The following is an 11,987-nucleotide window of genomic DNA, read 5'->3' as shown; positions in this document are numbered from 1 at the left end:
GGCCCCATGACCATCGCCTGCCTGCTCGCCAACACCCTCACAGCCTGCACACGCGCAAACAAACTCACAGAACCAAAGGGACTTACTCCGTGAGTATCCTCTGATCACGCGATGGGCCACCGGAGGCGCAAGCACCGGTGGCCCTGATGCTTCTGAGCGTCAAATGGATTTGGCGCGAAATGTGTTTTCTGCTGCACTGTTAACTTTACTGAACAACATTAAGGTGTTGCTTTCTTGCGCCGCCTGACGCCAAAGCGTCGCAGTTTGTCAAAATGGACCCTTCCCGGTATTTGTCGCAGGGGGCCAATTGCGGTATGACGGTGTTCCGCGTCAGATCAGTTCAAGCAAGTTCTTCATGATAGCCACACTGAGATCCTTTCTGAGTGCCGATAAACGGGGTCTGATCGGACCGGCCTTTGTGTTTCTATCGCTCCTGGCCAGCATCTCGGCTCCGTTCGGCGGGCACAGCATGTCCTTTGTCCAGCGGTTCCTGTTCTGGCTGCTGGTCATGGGGGTCGCGGGCGGCATCGCGCACCAGAGCCATCGTCTGGTCGAGCGGCATTTGCCCGACGCGGCGCTTTTGGGCAAGGACCTGATGATTGTCGCACTGGTCACGCTGCTCTTTACACCGGCGTTGTGGCTGTTGATCCGGCTTCTGGCGCTACCTTCTGCCGCCGCATCGCCCGACCTGTGGAGCATGGCGCGCTACGGGACTATTTTTGCCTCGGGCCTGATCATCCTGCGTCGGGGCGTCTTGTCGGGGAACGCGGTAGAGAAACCGCCGCAACCCCGGATTTACAAACGCTTGCCAGAAGGATTTTCCGAGCAGATCCTGCGGTTGACCGTCCGTGATCACAGTGTCGATGTGGTGACCGATCAGGGGGTTCACACGATCCGGTCGCGGTTCGGAGACGCCATTGACGAGATGTCTCCGATCGCTGGGCATTGTACCCACAGGTCCCATTGGGTGACCGAAGCGGCGATCGAGAGCGTCGAGCGCAGCAGGGGCAAGACCCATTTGCGCCTGACCAATGGCGATCTGATCCCGATCAGCCGCAAGTATCGCCCTGGACTGGAGGACGCGGGGATCATCTGAACCTCTGTTCAGCGTGGCATTGGCACGGCATGCGGGGTGGCGCCGGTGACAATCGCCAGCGCCTCGGGCCGCATCAGTTGGGCCAGAACCGGCGCATCGCTGCGCAACCCGCCGGTATAGGTTCCATAGGCGGGCAGCACGATCCGCGCGGTGTCGACCAGAAAGGCCGGGCGCGTCAGGTTGCGCCCGCGCAGGCGCAGCGCCGCCTTTGGGTGGTAATGGCCCGAGATCTCGCCCTGTGCGCCATCTTGCGCGATATGGCGAAACAGCAGCGGTCCATGTGTCAGTTCGCGCAGATGCGTGCCGCCAATGGCCACCGGGCCGGGGTCGTGGTTGCCCTCGATCCAGATCCAGCGCAGCCCGGCCTGGAGCGTGGCGATGCGCAGTCGCGCGGGTTCGGGCAGGGCGCGGGCGGCCTCGGCATCGTCGAAACTGTCGCCCAGGCAGATCACCGTCTCGGGCGCGGTGCGCGCCAGATCGGTGGACAGACGGTCCAGCGTATCGGTCACCTCATAGGGCGGCAACGGGGTGCCGCCGCGCCGGGCGATGCGCTCGGATTTCCCCAGATGCAAGTCCGAGACACACAAAAGCCGTCGCTCGCGCCACCAGAGCGCGCCCGAGCCAAGCGCGGTGAGCCGTTCCCCGGCAAAGGTGAATTCGTACCCGTTCATGATGTGTTCTTTGCGCGGGACGCCGGATTGCGCAAGCCCTTTCAGACGGTCAGTCCGGCATCGGCCAGCAGATGGGCACTTTCCTCGGCCAAGAGCCGCTCTTCGGCGGCGCCCTGCACCGGCACCCGGCCGACCTCCAGAAACAGCGGCGCGGCAAGTGGTGTTACCCGGTCCAGCCGCACCAGGTCGATCCGGTCGCCGACTCGGGCGATCATCTCTTCGATGCGGCCGAAATCGACCAGTCCGCGCATCGCCTCGGCCCGGGTGATCTGCATCATCAGGTGATGGGGGTCGTATTTCAGCAAGGTGTCATAGAGGATGTCCGAGCTGAAGGTCGCCTGCCGCCCGGTCTTGCGCTGGCCGCCTAGATTGCGCTCGATCAGCCCGGCGATGGTGGCCGAGGTGCGAAAGGTGCGTTTCATCACCGCGTTGCCGGCCAGCCACTGATCCAGCCCGGCGCGCAGGCTGTCGATCTCGAAGAGCGGCGCCGGGTCGGTCGTGGCCTCGAGCCCCCAGATCAGCACCGCGTAATCGGTGGCGACAAAGCCCAGCGGGTTCAGGCCCGTCTCCTCCATCCGTTTGGTCAGCAACAGGCCCAGCGTCTGCATCGCGTTGCGCCCGGCAAAGCCGTAGACGCAGAGATGCTCGCGCCCATCCTGCGGAAAGCTTTCGATCAGCAGCCGCCCGCGTTCGGGCAGACGCGAGACCTGGCGTTGCAGGGCCAGCCAGTCGGCGGTGTGGCGCGGAAGCTGCGGCCAGTCGGTCTGTGCAAAAAGGTCAAGGATACGGGCGCTGAGCTGGGTCGAGGTGGCGAATTTGGTGCCCATGAAGGTGGCGATCTTGGGCTTTTTATCGGCGCGGCGGCTGACCTCGACCACCATCTCGCGCAGGCCCTCGTAGCGCACGATCTGGCCGCCGATCAGAAAGGTGTCGCCGGGGGTGAGCGAGGCGGCGAACCCTTCCTCGATCTCACCCAGTGGCTTGCCGCCGCGATTGCGCCTAAGCCGGACCTTAAGCGTGTCGGTGTCCTGGATGGTGCCGATATTCTGGCGGATCCGCTGCGCGCTGCGCGGGTCGCGCAATTGCCATTGCCCGTCCGGGCGCTGTTGCAGGCGCTGCCAGCGGTCATAGGCGCGCAGCGCATAGCCGCCGGTGGCGCAGAACTCGAGACAGGCATCGAATTCGGATCGGGCAAGGTCGGCATAAGGCCCCGCCGAGGTCATCTCGGCAAAAAGTGCATTGGCGTCAAACGGGCCGGAGCAGGCGGCGATCAGGATATGCTGGCAGAGCACGTCGCGCGGGCCGGGGCCGCGCGGTTCGCCGTCGAGTTCATGGGCGCGCACCGCTTCGAGCGCGGCGATACATTCGACCACCTCGAACCGGTTGGCGGGCACCAGCAGCGCCTTGGAGGGCGCGTTATAGCGGTGATTGGCTCGCCCGATCCGCTGCACCAGCCGCTTGACGTTCTTGGGGGCGCCGATCTGGATCACCAGATCGACATCGCCCCAGTCGATGCCCAGATCGAGACTGCCGGTGCAGACGATTGCGCGCAGCTCGCCCCGCACCATCGCAGCCTCGACCCGCTCGCGCTGGGTCCGGTCGAGGCTGCCGTGGTGGATGCCGATGGGCAGCCCGTCGTCATTGGCCAGCCACAGGTTGTGAAAGAAGATCTCGGCCTGGGCGCGGGTGTTGTGAAAGATGAGCGTCGTCTTGTGCCGCCGGACCTGATCGAGCACGGCGGGGATGGCATAGGCCGCGCCACCGCCGGACCAGGGAGGCATTTCCTCGGTTTCCAGCATGGCGATATCGGGATCGGGGCCGGGATCGGCCAGCAGGATCTCGCAAGGGTCGGGGTGACGGGCAAGGAAGCGGGCAATGGCCTCCGGGTCCTCGACCGTGGCCGACAGCCCTACCCGGCGCAGGTCGGGGCAGAGCGTTTGCAGCCGCGCCAGCGCCAGCATCAGCTGGTCGCCGCGCTTGCTTTCGGCCAGAGCGTGGATCTCGTCGACCACCACGCGGCGCAGCCCGGCAAACATGCGCGGCGCATCCTCGTAGGAGGTCAGGAGCGCGAGGCTTTCCGGCGTGGTCAACAGGATATGGGGCGGGTCGGCGCGCTGTCGTTTCTTTTGTGTGGCGGAGGTATCACCGGTGCGATCCTCTATCCGGATGGCCAGGCCGATCTCGTCAACGGGGGTGCGCAGGTTGCGCTTGATATCGGCGGCCAGAGCCTTGAGCGGAGAGACATAGAGAGTGTGCAGGCCCTGATGCTGTCCAGTTGCCAGCTCGGCCAATGTGGGGAGAAACCCGGCCATGGTCTTGCCGCCACCGGTGGGGGCAATCAACAGGGTTGCGGGGCGGTCGGCGCGATCAAACATCGCTTGTTGATGGGGATGGACGGACCAGCCCTTGGCGGTGAACCAGTCGGTGAGGAGCGCGGGGAGCTGCGGCATGGGGTGACCTTATCACCAGCCTTGGGCAAGGGAAGGGGGCGCTGCCCCCGCCGCCCTATGGGCGACTCCCCCGAGGTATTTTCAAACAGAAGAAGGGCGCGGGCGCAGGGACCTGATCGCGGTCTGGACGCTGCGGGGCAGGGTGGTGTCGGCGCCCTGCGGCGCGGCGTCGAGAGCGCTTTCCACATCCTTGACCAGGATGCCGATCGTGTTGTCCTCGCTCAACCCGTCACGGGAGAATTCGATCTGGTCGAAATTGCTGGCAAACCAGTTCTGGCCCGAGCTGGTATGGATGAGGGCCAGCAGCGCGGCCTCGTCGAGGCCGGCGGCATCGCCCCAGTCCAGCACCAGCCGTGTCATCGCCGTATTGGCGGCGGCGAGCAGGTTGTTGAGCACCTTGGCCTGCATGCCCGAGCCATAGGGGCCCATACGGTGGAAATGGCTGCCCATCGCGTCGAAGAGCGGTTGTGCCGCATCCAGATCGGCGGGGGCGCCGCCCAGCATGAAAGAGAGCCGCGCCTCCTCGGCCGCGACCTGGGCCCCGGACATGGGGGCGTCGATCAGGGCGATATGGTCCGGCACCCTAGCCCGCAGCGCGCGCACATAGCGGGGCGACAGGGTGGAGCAGAGGATGACACAATCGAGGTGTTTTGCGTGAATGAGTTTCTGATCTGTGAACAATACCTGCTCAGTTTGCGCAATATCTCGGACGACAGAGATAAGTGTCTTCAAGCCTTGCGAAAATACTGCGATATCATCGGTAATCCCGTGATCTTTACCTGCAAAATCGCTGGGTGGTCGAATGTCGAAACCTTTCGCCGGGAACCCCGCGCGTCGCAGGGCGGCCAGCATCGGCGCACCCATGCGGCCACAGCCCGCGACCCCGATCATTTCACGATCTTCTCGTCCTTGACGAACATGTTGGCCCAGGCGCGGTCGATCAGGTCGGGGCTCATCTGATAGGGGATGCCTTCGAACTCGCAGATGGCGATCATCTGGTCGATCAGGAAGACCGGCTGATAATTGGCATAGATGTTGTCGATGGTCGGGTATTTCACCTTGAGCAGATGCACCAGCGCCTTTTCATCCAGCGGCACGCCCTTCTTGCGGGCGACCATGGCGAAGATTTTCAGGAAGTTTTCCTGGTTCGGGCCGTCGATCTTGATCTTGAAGAAGATCCGGCGCAGCGCCGCCTGGTCAAAGATCTCGTTGGGGTGAAAGTTGGTCGAGAAAATCACCAGGGTGTCAAAGGGGACTTCGAATTTCTCGCCCGATTGCAGGCCCAGAATGTCCTTGCCCTCTTCCAGCGGCACGATCCAGCGGTTGATGATCGCCTGCGGCGGTTCGGCCTGGCGGCCAAGGTCGTCGATGATGAAGATGCCGCCGGTGGATTTCAGCTGCAAGGGCGCCTGATAGGTGCGCGCAGTGGGGTTGTAGACCAGGTCGAGCATCGACAGCGACAGCTCGCCCCCGGTGATCACGGTAGGGCGTTCGCACATCACATAACGGCTGTCGAACCGGGCGCGGCGGCGCAGTTGGGTCGGGTCGTCGGGCTCCTGTTCCACGGCGGTGTGCACGATCGGGTCATAGACGGTGATGACCTGGCCGGAATACTCGATGGCGCGCGGCACATAGACATTGTCACCCAGGGCGTCGCGGATGCCGTTCGAGATCGAGGATTTGCCGTTGCCGGGCGGGCCATACATCAGGATCGAGCGGCCGGCGCTGACGGCGGGGCCGAGATGCCCCAGCAGGCTGTCGGGCAGCACCAGATGACCCATCGCGCGCACCAGTTGGTCGCGGGTGACCTGGATGTTGCGGATCGACTGGCGTTTCACCTGCTCGCGATAAACCTCGAGCGGGACCGGCATGGCGCCGAAATATTCAGACTGGCTGAGTGCGTCGAGCGCGCGCGACTTGCCCGCATCGGTCAGCTGATAGCCCATCTCGTTGCCGCTGTTGGCGTTGAGAGTCCCGGTCGCCTCGAGCAGTTTCTGGCCGCGGGACATGTCGATCAGTTCCTGCGTGACCGAAAGCGGCAGACAGATGGCCTCGGCAACTTCGCGGGCGGTTTCCACATTCTTGCGGAACACGGTCTTCAACAGAATGTCCCGCATCATGACGATGGGCAGTTGCATCTCGGCGATGCCCTTTGGTGCGGGCGGGGCGATCACGGCGGTGGGTTGCATATTCATCGGTGTGCCTGCAGTGGTTCTGGTGACATGTCTGCGGGTGTCCCGCTTGGTGCCGAAAGTGATGCAACAATGTGGCATCACAAGGGCGCCGGGGCGGTGATTGATGGGTCAGCCGCGCTTAGCTGCCCCGTGCGATACCAAGCGCCAAATAGGTGACCAGCCAGAGGCCCAGCGCCAGGCCCATGGGGAACTTCTTGCCGCTGTCCCAGCTTTTCCAGTCGGGTGCAAAGCGCCTTAGCCCGCTGTATTTGGCGATGCGGTGGGTGGCAAAGGCACCCAGTAGGCTGGCGGCGAGGATCGCCATGGCAAGGATCAGATCGGCGGTCCAGACAAAGGGCGCGGCCGCTGCCAGGAACTTGGCATCGCCCGCACCCATGGCGCCCGCTGCGTTAAACCCTATCCCGACCAGCAGGATCAGCGGCAGATGCAGCAATTGCCAGGCATAGGTGGGCAGGGCCATCGGTATCGGGCCGATACGGCCCGATGCCCATTCGCTGGTAAAGGGCGGATATGCGATCAGTCCCACCGCCACAAAAACCCCGGCCAGTGCCATGACCGCGTGGTTGCGGATCTTCAGTTCGGCCAAGTCGGTATAAGCGACATAGAGGCAGATCGGCAGCGCGAAGGGTAAAAACCACAGCGCGGCATAGGCAGGAAGGGCCATGAGATCAGCCGATCTCCAGCGCCCGGAGCGAGCGTACCGCGTCTTCGAAATGTTGCGGATGGGTGTCGATTGCCTCGCGCAGCAGTGCCTTGCCGGTAGTGACGTCGCCCTGTTTGACCGCCGACAGCGCCATGGTGTGCAGCAACTGAGCGCGCTCGATCTGGGTCATCGGGACCACGGGCAGCGTATAGTTGCGTTGGGCACTGCGGGCCAGAACCAAGTTGTTCTTGGCGGTAAAAAGGTTGTCGTCCTGACGGATAGCGTCGCCGAACAGGCGCTCAGCCTCGGCGAAATCGCCGCGGGTCAATTTGGAATAGCCCCAGTTATTCATCACGCCGGCAGGCCGGGTGGTGAGGCCAACGGCGATTTCGTAAAAGGTATCGGCGTTTTTCCATTCCTGATTGGAATCCGCCACCATCGCCTCGAGCCGGTAGCGTTTGAAGGTCTCGTGGGTGGGCGGCACTCCGTCCAGCACCTGCTCTGCCCGATCCCACTCGTTGTTGCGGATCAGCGCATCGGCCAGATCGACCGCGTCGTCCGGGATGGCGCCGTCCATCTTGACGACGCGGTTCCAGGCGGCGACGGCCTCGGTGTTGCGGTTGGCGCGGGTTAGCGACTTGGCCAGTCCACGTTGCAGGTCGACCCGGTCAGGATTGTCCTTTGCGGCACGCTGGAAGTAGTCAACCGCCTCGTTGGGGTCGGCCACGGTCAGCATCACGTCGTTCAGATTGGTTTCGTCGACGACATTCACGTCCTGAAACGCACGCTCGACGGTTTCATCCGCGTTGTCGGAACAAGCCGATAGGGTCAGGCCACCTGCCAGCATGACCGGAACCAGGATAAAGTGGCGCATTTTTGCGTCCTTCTTGCTGCTCTTGCCCTCTATGGTGTCTTGCGGATCAGGAAATCACCTTGTCCCCGCTGCACCAATTTGAATTCTTCTTTTTGTTCAATATCAATAGCAGGATTTTCAGATTTTGCGAGCGCAATCCGCAGATTGTTTCGGATTGAGTCACTTTCGCCATTGTCCAATGCATATGCCTTGCGGAACACGGCGGTCGCCTCGGCGATCTCGCCCTTTTCCATCAGTAGAACGCCCAGATTATTCCAGGCTTCGGGCCAGTCAGGGGCTTCTTCAACAGCGCGGCGCAGCATGGATTCAGACTGCCCCAGCCGCCCCAGGCCCAGATTTGCAGTGCCCAGGCCCGTAAGGATTTCCGTGGTCATTCCCTCGTCCAGCGCGGCGCGGGTAAAGGCGTCAAGCGCCAGTTCGTATTCGCCGGCGGCCATCAGGCGCTGGCCCACTTCGACACCGCTCACCGCCTGTTTGCGGTGATCCACACCGGGCGGGAAGGGGTTGTCGGGTAGTGTATTTTCGTCGCCTTTCGTGCAAGATGCCACCGTCACCGCGGTGACGATGGCCCATGCGAGCGCAGGCTTTGGCCGTCGGGCCGGCACAGCCGATGATGTCATGTCGTCATTTGCTCATGTTGCCAAGTTCCATGATACCCTTTGCCGATGGGCCAACAAGGATGATCAGCAATGGCGGAACCGTCAGCATCATTGTGGCAAGGGTCATTTTGGTTGGCAACTTGTTTGCGGCCTCTTCGGCGCGCATCACCCGCTTGTCGCGCATTTCTCCGGCGTAGACACGCAGCGCTTCGGCAATAGAGGTGCCGAATTGGGCGGACTGGATCATCACGGTGACGAAAGAGGACACATCGATCACACCGCAACGAGTACCCATATCGCGCAGTACCTTGTCCTTTTCCTTGCCCGCCTTCATTTCATGGGCGACGACTTCGAATTCGTCTGCCAGATCGGGATAAGATGCCCGTAATTCCTTGGCCACGCGGACGATGGATTGGTCCAGCGACTGGCCTGCTTCGACGCAGACAAGCAACATGTCCAGCGCATCCGGAAACGCGCGGGTGATGTTCTCCTTTCGGGTATCGACGCGACGGGTGATCCAGTAGCGCGGCAAGAAATAGGCTGCGGCACCGGGTCCGAGAACCCGCAGAAGCATCCCCTGGGCGTCCAGGTCCTTGTCCGCCTCGATGACGGTGACATAGAGCACACCCAGTAGAAGGCCCACCAGGCCCAACGCCATCTGGGCAAAGTGAAAGAAGCGAACCGCGTCCTTGGATTGATACCCGGCCTGGCGCAGCTTCAGCTGCATCGCCGACAGTTGGTCGGCATCCTGCGGTTCCAGGAAAGAGGCAAAGCGTTGCAGCTGTTCGTTGCGCCCGCTCTGACGCAGTTGATCTTTCTTCGGTTTTGCGACTGTCTTGGGGTTCATGTCCCGCTTGAGTTTTTTCAGCGGGTCCTCGGGTTGGTTCATCAGCAGTGGGACGGCCAACAGGACCATGAACAGGCCCAGCACGCCAACCACGATCAGGGGGCCGAACTCTCCCAGGTGACCTGTCAGAAAGTCGTTGATCTGGTTCAGAAATTCCATGATGTCCTCCTCAGACCTTGATATTGGTCAGCATGCGCATGACGAACAGGTTGGCGGTCAGCAACACGCCGACGACGAAACAGGCGGGGATGAACAGCGGGTGATCCATCACCCCGTCGTAATAGCCCGGGTCGTTCACCAGGATGACCATCAGCGCCACCAGCGGGAATGCTGACAGGAACTTGCCCGACCACTGCGCCTCGGCGGTGATCGCTTTGACGCGGCGGAATAGACGGAAGCGGGCGCGGATCACCTTGGCCAGGCCGGCAAGAACCTCTGCCAGGTTGCCACCCGATTGCTGCTGGATGGTCACCGCCACCGAGAGGAAGCGCAGATCCTGCATATCCAGCCGCTCGGCCATTTCCTTGAGTGCCTCGCCCACCTCGCGACCATAGGCGGCTTCGTCGGCGATGATGCCGAATTCGGTGGCGATCGGATCTTCGGATTCCTTGGCCACGATCTGGATGGCCGAGACCAGCGGATGCCCGACCCTGAGCGAGCGCACCATCAGTTCGACCGAGTCAGGGAGCTGCTCTTCGATCATGCTCAGCCGTTTCTTGGCCTTCTGGTTCACCCAGAGATAGACTGCGGCGATACCGATGGCGACCGAGATAGCGGCGCGCAGTTTGACCTCTGTCTGGGTGCCAATGCTGAGCCCGACAAAGGCGATGCCCGCCAACAGCGCCATGATCATGATCAGCTGTCGGGGGGTAAATGCGATGGCCGCTTTCTGCGCCTTTTCCGCCAGCAGCGAATAGAGCGGGATCGACTTCGACTTCATGTGCTGCTGCATCTCCTTGCGGAGCTGCTCCAGCACCTGTTCGCGGCCGGCGCCCTTGTCCAGCATCTCGAGCCGGCGGTTCACCCGGCTGTTGAGGCTGATGGATTTCCCGAAAGCGACGAGATAGAGCCCTTCGACCAGCACCAGGACCCCGACAAAGATCAGGCCGTAGATGATCGGTTCTGCACTGAGTTGCATGGTCTTGATCCTTACATCGTGGTCGGTTCATAGATCGACGGCGGCAGATCATAGCCCCACATCCGGAAGCGCTCCGAGAAATGGCTGCGCACGCCGGTGGCGGTGAAATGGCCAATGATCTTGTTGTCGGGGGTCAGGCCCACCCGCTGATAGCGGAAGATTTCCTGCATCGAGATGACGTCGCCCTCCATCCCCGTGATCTCGGTGATCGAGGTCATACGGCGGCTGCCGTCCTGAAGACGGCTGGCCTGCACGATCAGGTTGACGGCGCTGGCGATCTGGCTGCGCACGGCCTTGATCGGCATCTCGATCCCGGCCATGGCGATCATGTTCTCCAGACGGCTGACACCGTCACGGGCGCTGTTCGCGTGGATCGTGGTCATCGAACCGTCATGGCCGGTGTTCATGGCCTGGAGCATGTCGATGACTTCCTCGCCGCGGGTCTCGCCGACGATGATGCGGTCGGGGCGCATCCGAAGCGCGTTCTTCAGACAATCGCGGGGAGAAACCTCGCCCTTACCCTCGACGTTTGGCGGGCGGCTTTCCATTCGGCCCACATGGGTTTGTTGCAGCTGGAGTTCAGCAGTGTCTTCGATCGTCAGGATGCGTTCGGCATTGTCGATGAAGCTCGACAGCGCGTTCAGCGTCGTGGTTTTGCCCGAACCGGTGCCGCCCGAAACGATCACGTTCAGCCGGGTGGCGACAGCGGCCTGGAGATACGCGGCCATCTCTTCGGTAAATGCACCGAATTGAACCAGGTCGTCGATGCCCAGTTTGTCCTTCTTGAACTTCCGGATCGACACCAGCGAACCGTCAACCGCAATCGGCGGCACCATCGCGTTGAAACGCGAGCCGTCGGCCAGACGGGCGTCGACATAGGGGTTCGATTCATCGACGCGCCGGCCGACCGCGCTGACGATCTTGTCGATGATCCGAAGCAGGTGGCGTTCGTCTTTGAATGTGATGTCGGTCAGTTGCAGCTTGCCCGAACGTTCGACAAAAATCTGCTGCGGCCCGTTCACCAGGATATCGTTGACCGTATCGTCCTGAAGTAGGGTTTCCAACGGTCCCAGACCGGTGACCTCGTCATACAGCTCCTTATTGAGCTGCATGCGGTCCTCGCGGTTCAGTACCACGCCTTTGTTTTCTAGTATCTCGCTGGTGATGGCGGTAATCTCAGCGCGCAGTTCCGCCTCGGCGGCATGTTCCAGCGCCGCAAGATTAAGGTTTTCCAGAAGGTCGCGGTGCAGTTCAATCTTGAGCTCGCTCAACCGTTCCTTGCGCTTGCGGTCGCGGTCCTGCGGGGCCGCCTCTGCGGCCTGCTTCTGAGCCGGTTTGCGCAGGCTGGCCGAGGGTGCGGGCTCAGCCTTTGCGGCAGGCGCCTCGGCTTTCTTTGCGGCCAAGGCGGCCACTGGCATTGCCTTGTCGGTCTTTTTATATCTTGAAAACACGATCGACCCCCTCGTCTATGGTG

Annotated in this window: 11 protein-coding genes and 1 pseudogene; 2 read left to right on the top strand and 10 right to left on the bottom strand. The window is 62.2% G+C overall.

The window, feature by feature from the left end; all coding sequences use genetic code 11:
• Together MB818_RS11470 and MB818_RS22065 are read left to right on the top strand one after the other, a co-directional pair.
• Nucleotides 1–93 (top strand): annotated as a pseudogene (locus tag MB818_RS11470) (bifunctional methylenetetrahydrofolate dehydrogenase/methenyltetrahydrofolate cyclohydrolase); the annotation flags it as partial.
• 325 nt (nucleotides 94–418) lie between these two features.
• The gene (locus MB818_RS22065) at nucleotides 419–1,096 is read left to right on the top strand and encodes a LytTR family DNA-binding domain-containing protein (RefSeq protein WP_238905151.1); all 678 of its coding nucleotides are present in this window, start codon (nucleotides 419–421) and stop codon (nucleotides 1,094–1,096) included.
• Nucleotides 1,097–1,104: 8 nt separating this feature from the next.
• Here MB818_RS22065 and pdeM read toward each other — a convergent pair whose 3' ends face one another.
• The 10 genes from pdeM to MB818_RS11415 all read right to left on the bottom strand — a co-directional run bounded on the left by pdeM (nucleotide 1,105) and on the right by MB818_RS11415 (nucleotide 11,964).
• Entirely contained in the window at nucleotides 1,105–1,767 is a 663-nt protein-coding gene (pdeM, locus tag MB818_RS11460; RefSeq protein WP_238905149.1) for a ligase-associated DNA damage response endonuclease PdeM, read from the bottom strand.
• 41 nt (nucleotides 1,768–1,808) lie between these two features.
• On the bottom strand, nucleotides 1,809–4,217 hold the full coding sequence (locus MB818_RS11455) for a ligase-associated DNA damage response DEXH box helicase (protein WP_238905147.1): 2,409 nt from the start codon (nucleotides 4,215–4,217) through the stop codon (nucleotides 1,809–1,811).
• 81 nt (nucleotides 4,218–4,298) lie between these two features.
• Nucleotides 4,299–5,108 (bottom strand): NAD(P)-dependent oxidoreductase, encoded by an 810-nt coding sequence (locus MB818_RS11450; RefSeq protein WP_255700095.1) that lies wholly within the window; start codon nucleotides 5,106–5,108, stop codon nucleotides 4,299–4,301.
• Nucleotides 5,105–6,412: a DUF8689 domain-containing protein gene (locus MB818_RS11445; RefSeq protein WP_234165896.1), complete on the bottom strand. Its 1,308-nt coding sequence runs from the start codon at nucleotides 6,410–6,412 to the stop codon at nucleotides 5,105–5,107. Before MB818_RS11445 ends, MB818_RS11450 begins: the two co-directional genes overlap by 4 nt.
• A 118-nt stretch (nucleotides 6,413–6,530) precedes the next feature.
• The gene (locus tag MB818_RS11440) at nucleotides 6,531–7,076 is read right to left on the bottom strand and encodes a prepilin peptidase (protein ID WP_234139603.1); all 546 of its coding nucleotides are present in this window, start codon (nucleotides 7,074–7,076) and stop codon (nucleotides 6,531–6,533) included.
• Nucleotides 7,077–7,080: 4 nt separating this feature from the next.
• Nucleotides 7,081–7,929 carry a tetratricopeptide repeat protein gene (locus MB818_RS11435; RefSeq protein WP_238905142.1) on the bottom strand — a complete coding sequence of 283 codons (849 nt, stop codon included), beginning with the start codon at nucleotides 7,927–7,929 and terminating at the stop codon, nucleotides 7,081–7,083.
• 29 nt (nucleotides 7,930–7,958) lie between these two features.
• On the bottom strand, nucleotides 7,959–8,549 hold the full coding sequence (locus MB818_RS11430) for a tetratricopeptide repeat protein (protein WP_234216877.1): 591 nt from the start codon (nucleotides 8,547–8,549) through the stop codon (nucleotides 7,959–7,961).
• 4 nt (nucleotides 8,550–8,553) lie between these two features.
• Nucleotides 8,554–9,534 (bottom strand): type II secretion system F family protein, encoded by a 981-nt coding sequence (locus tag MB818_RS11425; RefSeq protein ID WP_234139606.1) that lies wholly within the window; start codon nucleotides 9,532–9,534, stop codon nucleotides 8,554–8,556.
• 10 nt (nucleotides 9,535–9,544) lie between these two features.
• The gene (locus MB818_RS11420; RefSeq protein ID WP_234139607.1) at nucleotides 9,545–10,513 is read right to left on the bottom strand and encodes a type II secretion system F family protein; all 969 of its coding nucleotides are present in this window, start codon (nucleotides 10,511–10,513) and stop codon (nucleotides 9,545–9,547) included.
• An 11-nt stretch (nucleotides 10,514–10,524) separates the two neighbouring features.
• Complete coding sequence (locus MB818_RS11415; RefSeq protein ID WP_234139608.1) at nucleotides 10,525–11,964, bottom strand: TadA family conjugal transfer-associated ATPase; 1,440 nt, start codon at nucleotides 11,962–11,964, stop codon at nucleotides 10,525–10,527.
• Nucleotides 11,965–11,987 lie beyond the last annotated feature (23 nt).

The sequence above is a fragment of the Ruegeria alba genome (genome assembly GCF_022321465.1).
In the GTDB taxonomy this organism is placed as follows: domain Bacteria; phylum Pseudomonadota; class Alphaproteobacteria; order Rhodobacterales; family Rhodobacteraceae; genus Ruegeria_B; species Ruegeria_B alba.
The sequence above is the reverse complement of the archived record's forward strand: the minus strand, read 5'-3'. Positions and strand labels throughout refer to the sequence as shown.